Below are 20,204 nucleotides of genomic sequence, written 5' to 3' on the forward strand. Positions count from 1 at the left end.
GTCTTGTCCTTAACCAAGGTCGCCGCCGGCGACGGGCAGGATGGAACCGGTGACGTAGCTGGCCTCGTCCGAAGCCAGGAACAGGATCGGGGCGATCTGTTCGTCCAGCGTGGCATAGCGCCGCATGAAGGCCGACGAGGTGACCTGCGCCACGGCTTCGGCCATCCAGGCCTGTTCCTGCGCATTGTCGCCCGCTGCATTGCGCGGCACCCGGCGCGGGGGGGCTTCAGTGCCGCCGGGGGCTGTGGCGACTACCCGAATGCCGGCTTCGGCATATTCCATGGCAAGCGACTGGGTCAGGGCGTTGATCCCACCCTTCGCCGCGGAATAGGGTACGCGCCGGATGCCGCGCGTCGCGTTGGACGATACGTTGACGATCGTCCCGCGAGCTTGCTTGATCATGGCGGGCAGGACTGCGTGGCAGCAGTACAGGGTGGGCATCAGCGAGCGGCGGATTTCCGCGTCGATCTGGTCCGGCTCGAATTCGGCAAAGGGCCGCATCCGGATAGCGCCGCCGACATTGTTGACCAGCACGTCGATCCGCCCGAAGGCTTCCACCGCCGCCGTCATGGCCTGGACCGCGCCGGCGTGGGTTTCCAGGTCGCACTGGACCGAAATGGCGGCGGCGCCCGCAGCGCGGATCGCCGCTTCGGTTTCCGTCACGATCTCCGCCCGGTCGACCAGCACCAGGCTGGCCCCTTCGGCGGCGGCGCGGCTGGCCACGCCCGCCCCGATGCCCTGCGCGGCACCGGTAACGACCATGACCTTGCCCGCGAACCTGTCTGCAAAGACCACTGGCCCGCCCCTACACGTGGTAGATGTCGATGACCTGATGGATGTAGTCATCCTTCAGGACGATCTTCTTGCGCGCGATCAGCGGCGCAGGACCGGACGTGTCCAGCGTCAGGAACGTGGTTCCAAAGAACTGCGCGGTCTGCTGGTAGCGGTGGCTCAGCGTGTGCCAGTTGTAGCGCACTTCCACCGCATTCCCGTTCTGCTCCAGCACTTCGACATTGCTGATGAAGTGCGCGGTGCGCGGTTCGGGCGTGCTGGCGGTCGAACGTTCGGTGTTCAGGCGATAGACCCGGTCCTCCAGCCCCTTGCGGTTGGCATAGTAGATCAGCGAGATCTGGCTGTGCGGATCGGTGGTCAGCTCGTCGTCGTCGGTCCAGGCCGGCATCCAGTATTCGGCGTTTTCGGCATAGCATTGCAGCCATTCGTCAAACCGGCGATCGTCCAGCAGCCGCGCTTCGCGGTAGAGGAACTGGCAGATTTCCTGGTGCGACAGGGTGGTCCGCTCGAGGGTCTGGGTCGCGCTCATTCTGCTGCCTCCAGTTGTGCGGCTTCGCCCGGCTCGCTGGCCAGGGCTTCCAGCATGGTCTGCGCCCAGTATTCGTGCTGGCGGACGAACAGGCCTTCGTCCTCGCTGCGGGTGCTGGACAGCAGCGGGTTCATGCCCATGGCCTTGGCATTGTCGTCCGGCCCGGCGATCCAGCGGGTCGCCCCGCGGCTGAGATCGTTCCACAGCTCGCCGCCGCCCTTGAAGGCCGACTGGCAGCTGGCGAACTCTTCCAGGTCGTCCGGCGTGCCCATGCCGCTGACGTTGAAGAAGTCCTCGTACTGGCGGATACGGTGGGCGCGGTCCTCGGCGCTTTCGCCCTTGGGGGCAAAGCAGTAGATGGTGATTTCGGTCGTTTCGACGTCGATCGGGCGCACCACGCGGATCTGGGTGGAGAACTGGTCCATCAGGAACACGTTAGGATAGAGCGCCAGGTTGCGGGTCTGGCCCAGGATGAACCCGGCCTTGTCCGCACCCAGGCGGGCTTCCAGCGCTTCCTTCTGGTTCCAGATCGGGCGGACTTCCGGGTTCAGCACCTGGGTCCACAGCAGCATGTGGCCATGTTCAAAGCCATAGACGCCGCTGGCCGGGGCCTTGGACCAGCCGTTCGCGTCCACGGCCTTGGTCCCGCCTTCGGCGCGGCGGTTCATGGTCGACTGGTAGTTTTCGTGGACCGAGCTGACGTGATAGCCGTCGCACCCGTTCTCCATCTGCATCTTCCAGTTGCCGTTGAAGGTATAGCTGGAATTGCCGGTCAGCACTTCCAGGCCTTCGGGCGCCTGGTCGACGATCTGGTCGATGATTACGCGGGTTTCACCCAGATGCTCGGCCAGCGGCTTCACATCGGGGTTGAGCGAGCCGAACACGAAACCGCGATAGCTTTCCACCCGCACGCGGGTCAGGTCATGCGACCCTTCGTGGTTGAAGCTGTCGGGATAGGCACCGCTGGCGGCATCCTTGGCGCGCAGCAGGCTGCCGTCGGTCTTGAAGCTCCAGCCGTGGAACGGGCAGACGAACAAGGGCTGATTGCCCCGCTTGCGGCGGCACAGCTTGGCACCGCGATGCGCGCAGGCATTGACCACGCAGTTGATTTCGCCGTCCTTGCCCCGGCTGAGGATCACGGACGTGCGTCCGATCCAGGCCGTGAAATAGTCGTTCTTGTTGGCGAACTGGCTTTCGTGGGCAAGGTAGACCCAGTTCTTGCCGAAGATGTGCTTCATCTCCAGCTCGAACAGGTCGGGATCGGTGAACACGTCGCGGCGGCAGCGGAACTGGCCGCTTTCCGGATCTTCGACCACTGCGGTCGCGACGCGCTGCATCAGTTGTTCAATCATTGTTCGTTCTCCCCGAATGCGCCTGGTCAGGCGGCAGCAGCCTCGGTGCGGACCCGGGCGGAGAAGCCTTCGTCGCTCTTGCCGGCAGCACGCTGCAGCTGGAAATCGAAGGCGATGTCGGCGCGGTCGCCCTGGCGGGTCGGAACCGGCAGCAGGCCTTCGCGGGTGCCGAATGCGAAGTCGTCCTTGGCAAACGGATCGTCACCGAAGTTGATCTGGGTGGTCAGGGTGCGATAGCCCGGCGCTTCGATGAAGAAGTGGACGTGGGCCGGACGATTGCCGTGGCGGCCCAGCGCCTTCATCAGCACGTCGGTCGCGCCTTCCGGCGGGCAGGAATAGCCGCTCGGCATCTTGGAGTGGAAGGAATAGCGGCCATCGGCGCCCAGCTTGATCCGGCGGCGGTTGTTGAACGGGGTCTGCTCGCGGGTCGGATCGAAGTGCGAATACCAGCCCTTCGAGTCGGCGTGCCAGACGTGCAGGATCGCGTCCTTGACCGGCTCGCCGTCCGGGCCAGTGACAGTGCCGTGCATGTACAGGGTCGGCGCGTCCTCGTCGGGATCGCTGGTCAGGTTGGCCTCGCCTTCGACCAGCGGGGCGCCGGCGACGTAGAGCGGGCCTTCGATGGTGCGCGGGGTGCCGCCGGTCAGGCCGGCTTCGGCGTCCTTGGCGTCCATGTAAAGGTCAAGGAAGTGCTCCAGACCAATGCCCGGCATGATCAGGCCCAGCTCGTCCGCGCCCTTGATCAGGTAATTGGTCGCCTGCCAGAATTCGTCTTCGGAAATGTCGTGCTTGACGATCAGGACCATCAGGCTTTCGATCAGGTCGCGGGTGATCGCCTTGAGACGCTGGTTGCCGCCTGCGACGTCAACGCCCGCGGCGCGGTCGAGCAGGTGCTGGACTTCGGCGGTTTTGACAAAACTGGTATCCATGAAACTCTCTCCCTAATTCTGGACGGCGATCAGCGATCGTCGGTGTGGACGGATGAAGGATGGCGGCACAGCGGGGTCACCTTCATGGTCATGAAGGGGTACAGCGGCAGTGCCATCAGGGTATCGTGAAGCGCGGCATTGCTTTCGACGTCGAAGATCGAGACGTTCGAATAGAGCCCGACCTTGCGCCAGATATGGCGCCAGGTGCCCAGGGCCTGCAATTTCTGGAAATAGGCCTTTTCGGCAGCCTTGATCCGGGCGGCTTCCTCTGGATCGAAGTCCAGCGGAATGTTGACGTCCATTTCGACCATGAACAGCATATCAGGCTCCTGCGCTGACGGGGTGGACGGAAGGGGCGGTGCGGTCGCGGCGGAAACGGGCGAGCTTGTCCTCGTCCAGCGTTACGCCCAGGCCCGGCCCGGTGGGCACGGTCAGCGAGAAATCGGCATAGTGCAGCGGCTCGGCGAGCACTTCCTCGGTCTGGAGCAGCGGCCCGAACAGTTCGGTACCCCAGGCCAGGTTCGGCAGAGTGGCGAACACCTGCGCCGAAGCCGCCGTGCCGATCCCGCCTTCCAGCATGGTCCCGCCATAGAGGCCGATCCCCGCGGCCTGACCGATGGCTGCCACTTCCGCGGTAGCGAACAAGCCCCCGGACTGCGCGATCTTGAGCGCGAAAACCCCCGCCCCGCCTGCAGCCGCGAGGCGCAGGGCAGAGCGAGGGCCGTGGAGAGCTTCATCCGCCATCAGGGGAACCGTTTGAGCCTGGGAAAGCCGCGCCATGGCGGCAATGTCGTCACCGGCGATGGGCTGTTCGACCAGGTCGCAGCCGACATCGTGCAGCATGGCCATGCCCAGCTTGGCCTGGTCCTCGCTCCAGTTCTGGTTGACGTCGACCCGGATCGAGGCGCGGCCGGCCAGCGCCTTGCAGATCGCGCCGACATGGGCGACGTCATCGCGCACGGCGCGCTTGCCGATCTTGAGCTTGAAGATGTTATGGCGCCGCAGGGCGAGCATTTCCTCGCCCTCGGCAATGTCGCGCGCCGTGTCGCCGCTGGCCAGGGTCCAGGCGACGGGCAGGCTTTCGCGCACCCGGCCACCGCCGATCAGTTCCGAAGCGGGGACGCCCAGCCGCTTGCCCGCCATGTCGAGCAGGGCGGATTCGACCGCGCACTTGGCAAAATGGTTGTCGCGGACATTGCGTGCGATCTTGGCCATGGTCGCGCCGACCTGGCTCAGGTCGCAGGTTTCCAGGATCGGGACGATATAGGTGTCGATCGCCGACTTGATGCTTTCCGGGCTTTCCGGACCATAGCTGAGGCCGCCGATGGTGGTCCCTTCGCCGATGCCCTGGACGCCATCGGCGTCGGTCAGGCGGACGATCACCATGGTCTGCGCGTGCATGGTCGCCATGGCCAGCACGTGCGGGCGAATCGTCGGTACATCGACAATGAAGGTATCGGCGTGGCTTAGCGAAGCCATTGCTGCCTCTCTCCTGTAAAACTTGGCTCTGACGGTGAAATTTGCATCCGGCGCGGGATTGGCGCAAAGACCAATGTGGTAAGCAGGCGATACCGACGGAGTATGACGTGATCGAATTGCGGCTCTTGCGCTATTTCGTGGCCGTGGCCGAAGCCGGCAATTTCAACCGCGCGGCAGAGCGGTTGCACATCGCGCAGCCCCCCCTTTCCCGGGCAATCCAGCATCTTGAGGCCCATGTCGGCGCGCCGCTGCTCGACCGGGCGAGCCGTCCGCTCAAGCTGACCCCGCCGGGACAGCTGCTCTATGCCCAGGCCCTGCAACTGCTGGCGCGGGTGGAAGACGTCGAAACCATGGTGAAGGCCGCGGCGACCAGCCAGCGGCGGCGATTCGTCATCGGCTTCGTCGCCTCGACCATCTATGCCCGCCTGCCCGAACTGATCCGCGAATTCCGCAAGGAAGCGCCCGACGTCGAACTGTCGCTGGTGGAAAGCCCGACGCTGGATCAGCTCGCCGCGCTTAAGGAAGGACGGATCGACGTCGGCTTCGGGCGTATCCGGTTTGACGATCCCGCCGTGCGCCGGATCATCCTGCGCCGGGAAAAGCTGATCGCCGCCTTTCCCGCCGATCACCCGCTGGCCCAGCTGGACGGCCCGGTATCGCTGCACGACATGGCGGAGGAGCCACAGATCGTCTATCCGCGCACGCCCCGGCCCAGCTATGCCGACCAGGTCATCTCGCTGTTCCGCGACCATGCCATCGAACCGCGCATCGTGCACGAGGCGCGCGAACTGCAGATTGCCATCGGCCTGGTCGCCGCGCAGGAGGGTATCGCCATCGTCCCGGAATCGGTGCGCCGCGCGCGCAGCCATGACGTTGCCTTCCGCGAGCTGGTCGAGGCGGCCTCATCGCCCATCATCATGAGCCACCGCCCCGGCGACACCTCGCCCGAACTGGCGCTGATGGCGCGGATCATTGCGCGCAAATATGCCGACTGGAACTACACGGTTCCGGCCGCCCTGCTGGAAGAGCAATAGGGCGCGCCGCAGCCTGATACCGCTTCGGTATGGTGACGGGACTTAATTGATATTTGGCCAATGCGAACGATTCGCACACCCTAAAGCGAAGAACATCAACGCTTTGGGGGAGAACCAAGCCGTGCAAACTATTGACGTTAGCCGATTAGTGGACGAGGCCAAGGTTGGCCCGTTCCATACCATGATCATCGCCATCTGCGCCATTCTGCTCATCGTCGACGGGTACGACGTGTTCATTTACGGCGTCGTCCTGCCCGAACTGATGAAGCAATGGCAGCTGACCGCGCCGCAGGCCGGTTCGTTGGCGAGCTGGGCCCTGTTCGGCATGATGGGCGGCGCCCTGCTGTTCGGTCCGCTGGGCGACCGGATCGGGCGCAAGCGCACCATTGCGCTGTGCTTTGGCCTGTTCAGCGTTTCGACCTTCTGCAACGGCTTTGCCGCAACGCCGACCGAATTCGGGATCTTCCGCTTCCTGGCGGGCCTGGGTTGCGGCGGCCTGATGCCCAATGCCGTCGCCCTGACCAATGAATATGCGCCCAAGCGGCTGCGCTCCACGCTCGTCGCGGTCATGTTCAGCGGCTATGCCGTGGGCGGCATGGTCGCCGCCGGGATCGGCATCTTCATGCTGCCGCGCTTTGGCTGGCACGCCATGTTCTTTGCCGCTGCCGCGCCGCTCATCCTGCTGCCGCTGCTGCTGCGCGCCCTGCCCGAATCGGTCGGCTTCCTGATCCGCAGCGGCCGCGAAGAGCAGGCCCGCGCCGTGCTGACCCGCCTTGTTCCGGGCAACGCGCCCACCACCGGCAAGCTGGTTTACCAGAACGCGGGCAGCACCAGCGCCTCGGTCGCCGAACTGTTCCGCCACAACCGCACGCTGGGCACGCTCGCCATGTGGCTGTGCTTCTTCTGCTGCCTGCTGATGGTCTATGCCCTGGGTTCGTGGCTGCCGCAGCTGATGCGCAGCGCCGGATACAGCCTGGGCTCCAGCCTGTCGTTCCTGCTCGCGCTGAACTTCGGCGGGATGCTCGGCGCGATCTGCGGCGGCCGCATTGCCGACCGCTTCGGCCTGCCCCGCGTGGTCATCGCCTATTTCGCGCTGGGTGCCCTGTGCATTGCCCTGCTGGGCACGAACCCCGCGATGCCGGTGCTCTACCTGCTGATCTTCATCGCCGGTGCTGGCACCACGGGTACGCAAATCCTGCTCTATGCGTCGGTTGCAGAGTTTTACAACCTGTCGGTCCGCTCCACCGGCCTGGGCTGGGCATCGGGCATGGGCCGGGTCGGCGCGATCGTCGGCCCGATGCTGGGCGGATTGCTGATGGCGGCCAAGCTGCCGATGGCGATGAACTTCGTCGCCTTCGCCATTCCCGGCGTGATTGCAGTCCTGGCAACCCTGGTCTTCATCATCGCCAGCCGCCAGCAGTCCGCACGGCCGGAACTCGCCGTAGCCTAAAAACCAAGGGGAAGGTCGGCGCTGGCCGGACCTTCCCCGCCCTTTCCAACCCATCCTTTTGAACGCGACCGCGCGCGGTGCCGCCGCCGGCCCGCCGCGCTGCGCCTTGCCTCTGCGCCATTCCCACGGAGACTTCCATGTTCGTCCTGCTCGCCCCCGCCCTTGCCGCCTTGCCGCTAGAGGCTCAGGCCGCCCCCGCTGCCGCCACCACGCCGGTCGTGGCTGCTCCAGCGGCTCCGGCTGCCAAGCCAGCGCCGCAACCCGCCTTTCGCCCGATCAACCACGACGAGGACTATGCGACGTTCCGCGATCAGCGCGACGCCAACACCTGGACGCGGCTGAAATACATTCCCATCGCCGGGGACAGCTATGCCACCCTGGGCGGCGAGCTGCGGCTGCGGCCCGAACTGCGGCTGGGTGAGCGCTTTGGTCGCGGCCCCCAGGACAAAGGCGGCGATTTCCAGCTGCGCAGCCGCCTGTGGGGCGATGTCCATGTCGCGGGTGCGCTGCGCCTGTTCGTCGATCTGGAACATGCCACCAGCAACGATCTCGATTCGGTGATTGCCCCGATCGAGCAGGGCCGGCTGGACTTCCACCAGGCCTTTGCCGAACTGCGCCTGCCGGTGGGCAAGGGCAAGATCGTGGCGCGCGTCGGCCGTCAGGAAGTCGGCATCGGCAACCAGACCCTGTTCGACATGCGCGAAGGCGCGAACACCCGCCGCTCGTTCGACGTGGCACGCGTCATGGTCCAGGCGGGCCGGTGGGACGGCGGCGTTCTGGCCGGTAATGCCGTGCTGGAAAAGGTCGGCAGCTTTGACGACGGCACCAACCACAATTTTGACCTGGCCGCCGCGCACCTGGGCCGCAACTTCGGCTCGGGCGCGAATACGGGCCGGGTCGAGACGCTGTTCCTGCGCACCGACCGCGCCAGCCTGGCCTTCGACACCGCCCCCGCCGCGCGCGACCAGCGCCGCTCCCTTGCGCTGCGCTATGCGGGCAAGGCCAAGGCGTGGAGCCTGGACCTGGAAGGCATCCGCCAGTGGGGCCGGTTCGGCCAGCGCGAGATTGACGCCTGGTACGTCACCACCACCCTCGCCCATGCGTGGCAGCAGGGGTGGAAGCCGCGCCTTGCGCTGCGCGTGGACGTGGCATCGGGCGACAAGAACCCTGCCGACGGCAAGGCCGGAACCTATTTCTCCGCCTTTGCCCGCCCGCTGACCTACAACGGCGATCTGGGCGCGCAGAACATGACCGTGGTGCAGCCGATGCTCAGCCTGCAACCGGCAAAGAAGCTCACCATCGACCTCACTGCTGCGGGGCTGTGGCGCACTTCGACCGGCGACGGGGTCTATTCGCTGGGCGGCCAGGTCCTGCGCCGCGCGGCGGAAAGCGACCAGCACTTCTTCGGCAAGCGCGCGACCATTGCCGCGCGCTATACGGTCAATCCGTTCACCACCCTGGGCTTTTACCTCAACGTCACCAAGGTGGCCGAAGACCTGCCCCCGAGCCAGGACCTGCGCTACGCTGCGACCTACCTGACCTTCCGCTTCTGATCCTGTCCGCCCCGGCAGGCGCTTGCTACTTTTCCTGCAACGCCTGCGAGGTAGTCTTGAGGATCGGCTTCATCAGATAGTCGAACACGGTGGAACGGCCGGTGATGATTTCAGCCGTGGCGGTCATCCCCGGCTGCAGGGCGACCACTTCGCCGGGGCTGCGCGGCCGCAGGGCAGAGGCATCGACCGCCACGCGGACGCGGTAGTAAGAGCGCGGCCCCTGCGCGGTCTGGTCGCTGAGCGTGTCCGCGCTGACATAGGTCACGCGTCCCTTGCCGGTGCCATAGATCGAGGAATCATAGGCGTCGAAACGCACCTCGGCATTCTGGCCGGCCCGGACAAAGGCAATGTCGGCGGGCAGGACCTTGGCCTCGACCACCAGGTCCTCGTCCTCGGGCACGATGCTCAGCACCGTGTCGCCCGGCTTGAGCACGCCGCCCACCGTATTGACCGACACCGCCACCACAACGCCAGCGGTGGGCGCGCGCATCACCGCATTGCGCAGGGCGGACTGGCGCTGGGTGAGGGTCTTTTCCGCCGATGAAAGCTGTTCCTCGGCCTCGGCATATTCGGCCTGCAATTGCTGCAGGTAATCGTTGCGCAGGCCCGAGATCTGTCCGCGGATATCGGCAATGCCGCGTTGCATCCGCAGGATCTCGGAACGGCTGACGTCCCCAGTCGCCAGCAGCGGGCGGTTGAGGTCCAGTTCCTGCTGCGCCAGCGATGCCGTGGCTTCCAGGCTGGCGACACTGGCGCGCAGGGCCTCGCGCCGGCGCAGGTAGAGCTGGCGCTGGTTGGCCACGAATTCGGGATGGCTCTCCAGCCCGGCCGGGAAGACCAGCGGGCGGTCGAATAGTTCGGCCTTGATCCGCGCCATGCGGGCGGTGTGCGCGGCAACGGCGGCTTCGCTTTCCTCCACGCCCGCGCGCAATTGCACTTCATCCAGCCGGACAAGCACGTCGCCCTTGCGCACGCGCTGCCCCTCGCGCACGTTGATTTCGGCGATGACGCCGCCTTCCGCGCTCTGGATGATCTGCGTGCGGCCACTGGGGATCACTTGCGCTTCGGCGCGGGTGACCTGATCGAGTTCGGCCCAATGCGTCCAGACGAGGAAGATCAGCACCGCCCCGCTGGCAAGGGCAATGATCGTGCCGGAAAGTCCCCAGCGTTTCATGGCACTGTCCCTCCGCCAGGTCTGGCTGACTGCGCCTGCTCCGCCAGCTTTTTCAGGACCTCCTCGGTCGGTCCGTCGAGCGCGACCTTGCCCTCGTTCATCACGATAACCCGCGTGCTGAGCGCCAGGTTGCGCAGCCGGTGGGTGGCAAAGACCAGGGTCCGCTGCGGCGTGATGCGGCGGGAAATTTCCGCCAGGACGCGCGCTTCGGATAGCTGGTCGAGGTTCGCGGTCGGCTCGTCCAGCAGCCAGACATCGGGATCGAGCACCAGCAACCGCGCCAGGCTGGCGAGCATCCGCTGCCCGCCGGAAAGGCCGCGCCCGCCTTCGCTGATCGGCAGGTCCAGGCCGCGCTGGTGGGCGGCAAGCATCGCGCCGAGGCCGACGGCGTTCAGCGCGGCGATCAGCGCGTCGTCCGGCTGCTGGCCCAGGCCAAGCTGGACATTGTCCCGCAGTGTCCCGTCCAGCAGGCGGGTATCCTGCGGCAGATAGCCGACCGTGCGGCGCAGCGCGTCCGGCGCGATCTGCTGAATGTCGAGCCCGCCGATCCTGACCGATCCGGCACCGGGTGCGTAGAGCCCCGCCAGCACTTTGAGCAGGGTCGACTTGCCCGCCCCGATGCCGCCGATCAGCGCCACCCGCTCGCCCTGAGCGATGGCGAGCCGGGCTATATCGAGCCCGCCCTCCCCAGCTTCCGGATAGGCGAAGCGCAGGTTCTCCACCCGGAAGGACGGCTCGATCCGGGCCGGTGACAGCGGCAGCACTGTCCCACCCGCGTCCTGCGGCAGGGCGAGCATCGCGTCGAGCGCGCGCAGCGCCGAGCGGGAATAGCTCCACTGGATCAGGAAGCCCGGCAGCTGCGTGATCAGCGGGCCGTTCACCCGTCCGGCCAGGATCGTGCAGGCAATCAGCGCGCCCATGGTCATGGCCCGGTCCGCCACCTGGACCGCGCCCCAGGCCACGATCAGGATATAGGTCAGCTGCTGCAAGGCGGCAAAGACCGACGTCGCCAGCGACGACCAGCGCTTGATCGGTTCTTCATGCCCGATCAGTTCGGCGTTGAGGCGGTGCCAGCGCCCCTCAAGCTCGGCGCGGGCGTTGGCCGCCTTGATCGCTTCGCCGGCATCGACTGCCTCGACCAGCAGGCCGTTGCGGCGGTTGCCGTTGAGCTGCGCGCGCTCGGCATCGGCGCGGATCAGCCGGGCGAACAGAAAGGCCAGCCCCAGCGCCAGCGGCAGGGCCAGCAGCGGCACCAGCGCAATCACCCCGCCCAGCCAGGCAATGGCCAGGATGAAGATGACTGCAAAGGGCAGGTCCGCCAGCAGGAAGATCGAGGCCGAGGAAAACAGCGCCCGGATCTGCTCCCACCCGCGCAGCTGGGCCGCGATGGTGCCGACACCGCCGGGGCGGGCATCCAGCCTGACGCCCAGCATCCGGTCAAAGAAGACTTGCGAAACCTCGGCATCGATCCGCGCCGCCTCGCGCTCGATCAGCAGCGCCCGCGCAGTGCGCAGCGCAAAATCGAGCAGGAGCGCGACGATCACGCCGACAGTGAGGACCCACAGCGTATCAAAGCCCGAACGCGGGATCACCCGGTCATAGACCTGCATCGAATAAAGCGAGCTGCCGAGCGCCAGCAGGTTGACCGTGACCGTCGCCACCACCGCGGAAACAAACAGGCCCCGGCGCTGCCACAGCGCCGCGCGGATGATCGCCAGCGCGCTGCTGCCGGCGGCCTGGTCGGACACGAACCCGGTCATTGTGCGCTCCCTTCCGGATCGCCCGGCAGCCAGGCGCAGGCGCGCAAGTGGATCAGCGCGGAGGAGGACATGGCGCTCGTCTCCGCCTCGATCAGGGCCGAACGGGCGGCGACTGCTTCGCGCACCGAATTCATCACGTCGAGCCAGGTCCGCCGACCGGCAACGAACTGGCGCAGGAACGAACGGGCCACGTTGAGTGAGGCATCGGCCGAGCGCGCGCTGCTTTCGATCCGCGCCCGGGCATTGCTGTTCTCGATCAAGGACAGGGCAACCGCTTCGCGCAGTTGGCGCTGGGCAGTCAAAGCATCGAACTGGCTGGCATCGCGCCGCGCTGCCGCTGCTTCGGCCAGGGCAAAGGCGGATAGCCCGCCATCGGTCTGGGCGCGTACCGCCAGCCCGACCTGGTCCCCGCCGAACCGGTCGCGCACATATTGCGCGCCGACTTCGGGCATGATCTTGGCCCGGCTGGCCTTGCGGTCCGCCTCGGCCAGCGAAACCAGCGCGGTGAAGCGCCGGAAGGTCGGATTGCAGGCGCCAGCCTGGTCGATCATCGCCTCGCTGACCGCATGGTGAGCGACCGGATCGTAGACCGGCGGCGCCAGGGCGGCGGCATCCAGGCCCGACAGTTCGGTAAAGCGGCGGCGGGCAATGGCCAGCTGGGTGCGCAGCATGGCCAGTTCCTGCTCGGCCTGCGCGGTCCGGGTCAGGGCGAGTTCCAGATCGGTGCGCGGGCTGACTTCCTGCTGGACGCGCCGCTCCATCGATTCCACCAGGCGGCGATGCTCGGCCACGCTGTCTTCATAGATCGCGACCAGCCGCGCGGTGCGCCCGATCTCGTAATAGGTAAGCGCCAGCCGCTCCAGCAGCGCGAAGGACACTTCGCCATAGGTCGCCGTCGCCACGTCCCGCGCCGCGCGGCTGCGCTCTCCCGCAGCGGAAATCCGCCCCCCGGACCAGAGCGGCTGAAAGACCAGGATGTCGGGCCGCAGATCGAAACTGTCGTTGCGGGTCTCGATCGAGGCGGTGATCCGTGGGAAGCGCAGCCAGTGTGCCGCATCGGTTTCATACCCGGCGGCCCGCAGGTTGCGCCGCGCCGCTTCCAGCGAGGGGAAAGTCGCCATCATCGCGCGGGCCGCTTGGGCGAGCGTCTCGTCAATTCCGGGCGGCGCGGCAAGTTCGGCCGCTGCGGCTCCAGCCGCCGGAGCCGGTGGACCAAAGGACTTGTTTCCTTCCTGTGCCCACGCCTGCGGAGCGGAAAGGACTGCCAGCACAAAGGCCGCGCCCAGCGCCGACAATCGCCGGCACGATCCGCCAGGTGCAGAATGCCTCTTCGCCCCAACCACGCTTTCGACCCCAATTGCCGCACAATCGCGCCTTCCCGCCTGGAAAGCGTTGCGACGGGCACCGGTTAATGCCCGGTAGCTCTTATGGCAGAACAATTACGCAATGCCATTGAATAAAAACGCTTTTCCATCTTGTTGATTGAAATTCCCGGCGTACAAGTCGGCACATATGCCTTTTGTCAGCCGGGCGGGATCGGCGGGAGAAATACCATGGAGAAGTTTGACGTCGTACGCGGTTCGTCAGAAGTAACCGCTGCAACTTCGCTCAATCCGGAGACGCCGGGACTTGTCCCGCAGGTCCAGCCCGAAAGCATCCAGCCGCCTTCCGGCGGGCAACCGGCAACCTTCACCAAGAAGAAGAACCGCCTCGGCGAAGAGGAAGAGGATAACCAGCGCTCCGGAAAGGGCCCCCGCAAGTCGGGCAGCGATGCGCAGGGTGAAGGAGCGTCTGGCGATGGCCAGTCCGGACCGGCACCGAGCGCCGATGAAGGCGATCGCGCAAGCCGCGCGTTGGGTAAAGTTGACAATCCGGGCGGCAACGGCGGCGAGGGCGGCGGCGGCCTGATTACCCTTGGCGCGATCGCGGGCGGCGGCCTGATCGGCGCCGTTGCCCTTGGCGGCGGCAGCAAGCCGAACGTGGCGCCTGTGGCCCAGGCCGACACCACCTCGGCTACCGAAGACGGCGCGGCAGTCACCGGAAGCGTCGCGGGCAATGACAGCGATCCCGACGGCAATCCGCTGACCTATTCGCTCGGCAGCCCGGTCGCCGGCCTGACCCTGAACCCCGACGGCACTTACCGCTTCGACCCGGCGAACGCGGCCTACCAGGACCTGCGCAGCGGGCAGACCCGCACCGTGGTGGCCAATTACACCGTCAGCGATGGCAAGGGCGGCTCTGCTTCCTCGACGCTGACCATCACCGTGACGGGCACCAACGATGCCCCGGTGGCGACTGCCGACACGGCGGCCGCCACTGAAGACGCCGCCGCCGTAACCGGCACGGTCGCCAGCAATGACCGCGATGCCGAAGGCGACACGCTGACCTACGCCCTCAGCGCCCCGGTCGCGGGGCTGACGCTGAATGCCAACGGCAGCTACAGCTTCGATCCGTCGAACGCGGCTTATCAGGACCTGGCGGTCGGGCAGACGCGCAGCGTTGTCGCCACCTATACCGTCAGCGACGGCAATGGCGGAACCGCGACATCGACCCTGACCATCACCGTGACCGGAACGAACGACGCGCCCGCCGCGGCAGTGGACAGCGCCGCCGCAACCGAGGATGCCGCGCCGGTCACCGGAACGGTCGCCACCAATGACAGCGACCTCGACGGCGATACCCTGACCTATGCGCTGGTCGCGCCGGTCGCCGGGCTGACGCTGAATGCGAACGGCAGCTACAGCTTTGACCCATCGGTCGCCGCCTACCAGGACCTTGCTGCGGGCGAGATACGCAACGTGGTGGCCAGCTATACGGTCAGCGATGGCAAGGGCGGCACGGCGACATCGACGCTGACCATCGTCGTGACGGGGGCCAACGACGCGCCAGTTGGCACTGCCGAGAGCTTCGTCACGCTTGAGGATACGGCCGTGAATGGCTCGCTGCTGGTCAACGATACGGATATCGACGGGGACAACCTGACCGCCAGCATCGTCGGCGCGCCGCAGAATGGTACGGTCGTGCTCAATCCCCAGACCGGCACCTTCGTCTACACACCCAATGCCAACTTCAGCGGCACGGACAGCTTTACTTACGTAGCCAACGACGGAACCGCCAACAGCGCCCCTGTCACGGTGACGATCACGGTAACGGCGGTCAACGACGCGCCGGTTTCGGCGCCGGACACGTACACGCTGGACGAAAACACCATGTTCGTCGCGCCGGCGCCGGGGGTGCTGGGAAATGATACCGATCCGGATAGCCCGACCTTCACTGCCGCCCTGGTTTCGTCAACCAGCAACGGCGTGTTGAGCTTCAACCCGGACGGCAGCTTTACCTACTCACCCAATCCAGACTTCTACGGGACCGACAGCTTCACCTATCGCGCGAACGACGCCACGGATTCGGGCGCCGTCACAACGGTCACTCTGGTGGTCCGGAACGTCAACGCGGCGCCGACCGGCGCGGCTGACAGCTATACCATCAACGAGGATCAAACCCTGGCTATCATGCGAGGGGGCGTGCTGGGCAATGACAGCGATCCCGACAACGACACCCTTACTGCCGTGCTGGAAACCGGCCCTCAGCACGGATCGCTGACGCTGAATGCCGACGGCACCTTTTCCTACACACCCAATCCGGACTTCAACGGTCCGGACTCGTTCACCTATCGCCCCCATGACGGGACGGTGGCCGGCGACCCGGTGACGGTCAATATCACGGTCAGTCCGGTCAACGACGCTCCCCGCTCTGTGGTCGACAGTTACTCGGTGAACGAAGACGGCGTGTTGAACATCGGCGCTGCCACAGGCGTACTGGCGAACGACATCGATCCCGAATTCGACCCGATGACCGCGTTTATCGTCTCCGGACCGGCAAACGGCTCGCTGAGCCTGAATGCCAACGGCAGTTTTATCTACACGCCAAACGCCAACTTCCATGGCACCGACACCTTCCTTTATCGCGCCTATGACGGGTCGTCGAATGGCGCATTCACGATGGTGACGATCACAGTGAATCCGGTCAACGACGTACCGGTCGGCCTGAACGACAGCTATACGCTGAACGAAGACCAGACCCTGACCATTGCGGCGGCAGCGGGCGTTCTTGCCAATGACAGCGACGTCGACAATGACCCGCTTACGGCCGTGCTGCTGACCGGTCCGGCGCATGGATCGCTGACCCTCAACGCCAATGGCAGCTTCGTCTATACCCCCAACGCCAATTACAACGGCACGGACAGTTTCACCTATCGTCCCAACGACGCTTCGGTCTCTGCCGCGCCGGTCACGGTCAACCTTACCGTGAACGCGGTCAACGATGCCCCCCAGGCCAGTGACGACGGCTTGCAGACCAATGAGGATGCGCCAGTCACCGGCGCCGCGCCCGGGCTGCTCGGCAACGATTTCGACATCGACAGCACCTCGTTGACGGTCGTTTCGATCAACGGACAGCCTGCATCGGTGGGAACGCCGATCCTGCTGCCTTCCGGCGCGCTGGTCACGGTTCAGGCGAACGGCAGCTACGTCTACAATCCCAACGGCGCGTTCGAATCGCTGCGTCCCGGCCAGATCGGTGCCGACAGCTTCCAATACACGGTGAGCGATGGATCGCTGTCCGACACGGGCACGGTGAACGTCGCTATCGAGGGGCGCAACGAGGTTCCGATTGCGGGCGACGACGCCTTCACCATGACCGGTAACACGCCCATCACCTTCACTGCCGCGCAGTTGCTGGGCAATGACACCGATCCCGACGGACTGGCCTCGGGCCTGACCATTACCGGCGTTTCGGCCGGCACCAACGGCACTGTCGTCAACAACGGCGACGGCACCTTTACGTTCACTCCCACCACCGGGTTCCAGGGCGCGGCCAGCTTTACCTATACGGTCAGCGATCCCGATGGCGGAACCGACACTGGAACGGTGAACCTGACTGTCAGCGGCCTGGTCTGGTATGTCGACAATTCCTATGCCGGAGCCAATGGCGCACCCGACGGTTCGTTCCAGCGGCCCTTTACCCAGCTCACCCAGCTGAACGGCGTCACCGGCGACGGCACCACCAATGACGACGTGGACGGCGCTGGAAACACGATCTTCGTCGCCAATACCGACGTCAACTATGTCGGCGGGATCACGCTGGAGGCCGATCAGAAGCTGTTTGGCGACGGGCATGAGTTCACCGTCAACGGCATCCAGATCGGCGGCGGTTCCACCTCCAACCCGACGATCAACCACAGCGCCTATGGCGTCACGCTGAGCACGGGGAACGAAATCCGCGGGCTGAGCTTCAACGGGACCGACAATGCCACGGTCGCTTTCCAGGATGGCAACGGCTCGGTCGGCAACCTGACCATCGCCGGCGTTTCCTCCACCGGCCAGGGCAAGGCGGTGGACATTGACCAGGGCGGCACCCTGGCCGTGCAGTTCAACACCCTGTCCTCCACCGGTTCGGCCAGCGAAGGGGTACACCTCCAGGGCGTGTCGGGCAGCTTCACGGCGAACGCCGGGACCATCCAGGGGGCAGCCAACCAAGGATTCCTGATCGGCGCGGCGGGCGGCGGCACCCCCAATTCCGGCGGCAATGCCACGATCACCTATGGCGGCGCGATCCAGAATGCGGGCGGCGCTGCGGTTGAAATCCAGGACCGCAACGGCGGGGTCGTCACGTTCAGCGGGAACATTACCGAAACCGCCGGAGAAGGCATCGTGGCCGACGGCAACGCTGGCGCGATCAACTTCAGCGGGCAGATCTCGATCAACAGCGGCGCATCGACTGCAATCTCGCTGACCAACAACACGGGCGCCGTGGCCTTCAACCCGACCGGAAGCGGGCTCGACATTACGACGACGACCGGAAGCGGCTTCTTCGTCGCAGGTGGCGGCGGCACGGTCTCGCTTTCCGGAACCGGCAATTCCGTCAGCACCGGTTCCGGGCGCGCGGTGCATATCGACGGCGTTTCGATCGCGACCGGCGGCGTCAACTTCCAGTCGGTGGGCATCGCCGACGGCGCGAGCACGACCGGAATCTTCCTCCGCAATGCTGGTTCGGGCGGCTTCAACATCACCGGCAGCGGGACCACCGCCGGATCGGGCGGCACGATCAACAGCATCGACACCGGAGCGAGCCTTTCGGCCGATAGCGGGATCGGGATCTACATCGAGAATACCAGGAACATCGCCCTGTCGAACATGAACTTCACCGGCAATTTCGGGAATTTCGGCATTCGCGGCGTGAACGTGAACAACTTCACCCTGCGCGATTCCGTGTTCAACGGGGGCGATGCGGACGATGGCGGGTTCGGGGATAGCGCGGCGGACGATGAAGGCGTGATCCGCTTCACCAACCTGACCGGCACGGCTCTGTTCGAGGGCAACAACTTGTCCGACGGGCACGAGGACGTCATCCGCATCGACAACGACACAGGCGCGCTCAACATGACCGTGCGCGACAGTGCCGTCAACCAGGCCGTCATTGGCCGCAATGGCACCCTGACCGGCAATGACGGTATCCTGGTGCTCGGCTCGGGGGCCTCGAACATTACCTTGCTGGTCGATGGCGTCGATTTCACCGGCAGCCGCGGCGACCTGGTCCAGACCGACGCGCGCGAGGGCGCGACCCAGAACGTCACGATCCGCAACAGCAACTTCATCAACTTGCACCCTGATGTGGTGTCGGGTGGCGGCGGCATTACGCTGGGGCTTTCGGCGGGCACGGGTTCGGGGCCGAACGTGACTTACAACGTCCAGGGCAACACCTTCCGCGGGGCAGAGGGCACGGTGATCCTGGCCAGTGCGATCGGTCCGGTTGGCCGCATGTCCGGTGTCATCTTCGGCAACACGATCGGCACGGCCAATGGCACGTTTGATCAGGCCCAGGCCAATACCGGCGCGAACAACAGCGGCGACGGGATCGCGGTGCGGGTCGAAAAGCTGTCCGGTCCGGGCGATCTGACCCACGCCGTCCGGATCGAGGGCAACACGATGCGCGACATCGATGGCAACGGGATCTTCCTGCGTTCCAACGGCGCGGCTGACGGTAGCGGCACGGCGCGGCTGGAAGCCACCATCCGCAACAACACCATTGCCGAACTGGGCGATGCGGGCTTCGCCGGTATCTACGCCCAAATAGGCGGCAACGTGACGAACGACGATGGACTTATGGGCCTGGATATCGCCAACAATACGATCACCATGGCTGGAGCCGTATCCGCCTTCGGCGGCGGCATTTCCTTTGACGACATGGCGAATGCCTCGCAGTTCTACCTGCCCGGCTTCAACGGCCCCTATTCCGATGCCAACCTGCTGGCATACCTGACCGGCACCAAAGGCAATGTCATTTCCATGGCCGGAGCCACGTTCCCGACCGCATTCACCAGCGCGCAGACCGGGACTTTCGCCAGCGGCAGCGGCTTTGTCCTGCCCACGCCGTTGATGGTGGCAGCGGGCTTTACCCCCAGCGGCCAGGGGACCCAGGCCACCGAAGCAGCGCTGGAGAGCCTGCGCGAAGCGGCGATCCAGCTCTGGGTCGACGCCGGGGCAAGCGAAGCGCAGATCGCGGCCATGCGGGCCATCGAACTGGGCGTGGCCAACCTATACGGCGGGTTCCTGGGCCAGACCACGGCGGACGGCGTCCTGATCGACGCCGACGGGGCCGGGCTGGGCTGGTTCATCGATTCAACCCCCCGGGCCAGCGAGGAATTCGGCGCAGGCCGCGACGGCCTGACCGCCCCGGCGGGCAGCGCGGCAGCCGGCGGGCTCGACCTGCTCACCGCACTGGCGCACGAGCTCGGCCACGTTGCCGGGCTGGACGACCGCTACGACGGCGCGGACGACGGACTGATGCACGGCTTCCTGGCCCCCGGCGAGCGGCACCTGCCCGCACCTCTCGCAACGAGTGCGGGCCAAAGCAGCGCTCATACCCTTGCCCTTCCGGTTGAGCTGGTCGGTGAAGCAGGCGGCTACATCGAACGGCTGGCTGCGGGTGGCTTCGATCTCGACACCCTATTCGGTTCCAGCGGCGGTGGACGCCCCAGCATCACGCTTACGGACCGCAACTTTGTCTCAAGCTTCGACGCCATCGGCGTGCAGATCCAGCAGGACCCGCTCGAACTGGCGCTGGCCGACGCCCGCGTCCTTTAAGCGCGAAACGG

At 65.9% G+C, this 20,204-nt stretch carries 13 protein-coding genes; 4 read left to right on the top strand and 9 right to left on the bottom strand.

The genetic code is table 11. From position 1 onward, the window contains the following. Nucleotides 1–9 precede the first annotated feature (9 nt). Genes benD through ACQKOE_RS09540 form a run of 6 tightly spaced genes read right to left on the bottom strand, consistent with a single transcriptional unit; the run spans nt 10 to nt 5,081 of the window. Entirely contained in the window at nt 10–795 is a 786-nt protein-coding gene (gene benD / locus ACQKOE_RS09515) for a benzoate diol dehydrogenase BenD (protein ID WP_427512570.1), read from the bottom strand. A 10-nt stretch (nt 796–805) separates the two neighbouring features. Then, nucleotides 806–1,321, bottom strand: coding sequence for a benzoate 1,2-dioxygenase small subunit (benB, locus tag ACQKOE_RS09520; protein ID WP_427512571.1), 516 nt, complete (start codon nt 1,319–1,321; stop codon nt 806–808). Further along, nucleotides 1,318–2,673: a Rieske 2Fe-2S domain-containing protein gene (locus ACQKOE_RS09525; RefSeq protein ID WP_427512572.1), complete on the bottom strand. Its 1,356-nt coding sequence runs from the start codon at nt 2,671–2,673 to the stop codon at nt 1,318–1,320. Before ACQKOE_RS09525 ends, benB begins: the two co-directional genes overlap by 4 nt. A gap of 26 nt (nt 2,674–2,699) precedes the next feature. Continuing rightward, nucleotides 2,700–3,602 (bottom strand): dioxygenase, encoded by a 903-nt coding sequence (locus ACQKOE_RS09530; protein ID WP_427512573.1) that lies wholly within the window; start codon nt 3,600–3,602, stop codon nt 2,700–2,702. A 29-nt stretch (nt 3,603–3,631) separates the two neighbouring features. Then, nucleotides 3,632–3,922, bottom strand: a complete 291-nt coding sequence (gene catC, locus ACQKOE_RS09535; RefSeq protein ID WP_427512574.1) for a muconolactone Delta-isomerase — start codon at nt 3,920–3,922, stop codon at nt 3,632–3,634. 1 nt (nt 3,923) lies between these two features. Further along, the gene (locus tag ACQKOE_RS09540) at nt 3,924–5,081 is read right to left on the bottom strand and encodes a muconate cycloisomerase family protein (RefSeq protein ID WP_427512575.1); all 1,158 of its coding nucleotides are present in this window, start codon (nt 5,079–5,081) and stop codon (nt 3,924–3,926) included. Between the two features lie 110 nt (nt 5,082–5,191). Here ACQKOE_RS09540 and ACQKOE_RS09545 point away from each other — a divergent pair, with 110 nt between their 5' ends. The 3 genes from ACQKOE_RS09545 (at nt 5,192) to ACQKOE_RS09555 (ending at nt 9,118) form a co-directional block, all read left to right on the top strand. Then, nucleotides 5,192–6,115 carry a LysR family transcriptional regulator gene (locus tag ACQKOE_RS09545; RefSeq protein ID WP_427512933.1) on the top strand — a complete coding sequence of 308 codons (924 nt, stop codon included), beginning with the start codon at nt 5,192–5,194 and terminating at the stop codon, nt 6,113–6,115. A gap of 148 nt (nt 6,116–6,263) precedes the next feature. After that, nucleotides 6,264–7,565, top strand: a complete 1,302-nt coding sequence (locus ACQKOE_RS09550) for an MFS transporter (RefSeq protein WP_427512576.1) — start codon at nt 6,264–6,266, stop codon at nt 7,563–7,565. 137 nt (nt 7,566–7,702) lie between these two features. After that, on the top strand, nt 7,703–9,118 hold the full coding sequence (locus tag ACQKOE_RS09555) for an alginate export family protein (protein ID WP_427512577.1): 1,416 nt from the start codon (nt 7,703–7,705) through the stop codon (nt 9,116–9,118). 25 nt (nt 9,119–9,143) lie between these two features. Here the strand turns inward: ACQKOE_RS09555 and ACQKOE_RS09560 are convergent, their stop codons facing one another. Genes ACQKOE_RS09560 through ACQKOE_RS09570 form a run of 3 tightly spaced genes read right to left on the bottom strand, consistent with a single transcriptional unit; the run spans nt 9,144 to nt 13,323 of the window. After that, nucleotides 9,144–10,292: an HlyD family type I secretion periplasmic adaptor subunit gene (locus tag ACQKOE_RS09560; RefSeq protein ID WP_427512578.1), complete on the bottom strand. Its 1,149-nt coding sequence runs from the start codon at nt 10,290–10,292 to the stop codon at nt 9,144–9,146. Then, on the bottom strand, nt 10,289–12,052 hold the full coding sequence (locus ACQKOE_RS09565) for an ATP-binding cassette domain-containing protein (RefSeq protein ID WP_427512579.1): 1,764 nt from the start codon (nt 12,050–12,052) through the stop codon (nt 10,289–10,291). Before ACQKOE_RS09565 ends, ACQKOE_RS09560 begins: the two co-directional genes overlap by 4 nt. Further along, entirely contained in the window at nt 12,049–13,323 is a 1,275-nt protein-coding gene (locus ACQKOE_RS09570) for a TolC family protein (protein WP_427512580.1), read from the bottom strand. Before ACQKOE_RS09570 ends, ACQKOE_RS09565 begins: the two co-directional genes overlap by 4 nt. Nucleotides 13,324–13,605: 282 nt before the next feature. On the opposite strand from ACQKOE_RS09570, the gene ACQKOE_RS09575 reads away from it, so the two are divergent. Next, the gene (locus ACQKOE_RS09575; protein WP_427512581.1) at nt 13,606–20,193 is read left to right on the top strand and encodes an Ig-like domain-containing protein; all 6,588 of its coding nucleotides are present in this window, start codon (nt 13,606–13,608) and stop codon (nt 20,191–20,193) included. The last annotated feature ends 11 nt before the right edge of the window (nt 20,194–20,204 follow it).

The organism is Novosphingobium sp. NPDC080210 (genome assembly GCF_050281025.1).
Classification (GTDB): Bacteria; Pseudomonadota; Alphaproteobacteria; order Sphingomonadales; family Sphingomonadaceae; genus Novosphingobium.

Bases quoted from the DNA above. Each gene is read 5' to 3' on its own strand.
- benB (WP_427512571.1), bottom strand. From the start codon at position 1,321: ATGAGCGCGACCCAGACCCTCGAGCGGACCACCCTGTCGCACCAGGAA.
- ACQKOE_RS09525 (WP_427512572.1), bottom strand. From the start codon at position 2,673: ATGATTGAACAACTGATGCAGCGCGTCGCGACCGCAGTGGTCGAAGAT.
- ACQKOE_RS09530 (WP_427512573.1), bottom strand. From the start codon at position 3,602: ATGGATACCAGTTTTGTCAAAACCGCCGAAGTCCAGCACCTGCTCGAC.
- catC (WP_427512574.1), bottom strand. From the start codon at position 3,922: ATGCTGTTCATGGTCGAAATGGACGTCAACATTCCGCTGGACTTCGAT.
- ACQKOE_RS09540 (WP_427512575.1), bottom strand. From the start codon at position 5,081: ATGGCTTCGCTAAGCCACGCCGATACCTTCATTGTCGATGTACCGACG.
- ACQKOE_RS09555 (WP_427512577.1), top strand. From the start codon at position 7,703: ATGTTCGTCCTGCTCGCCCCCGCCCTTGCCGCCTTGCCGCTAGAGGCT.
- ACQKOE_RS09560 (WP_427512578.1), bottom strand. From the start codon at position 10,292: ATGAAACGCTGGGGACTTTCCGGCACGATCATTGCCCTTGCCAGCGGG.
- ACQKOE_RS09565 (WP_427512579.1), bottom strand. From the start codon at position 12,052: ATGACCGGGTTCGTGTCCGACCAGGCCGCCGGCAGCAGCGCGCTGGCG.
- ACQKOE_RS09575 (WP_427512581.1), top strand. From the start codon at position 13,606: ATGGAGAAGTTTGACGTCGTACGCGGTTCGTCAGAAGTAACCGCTGCA.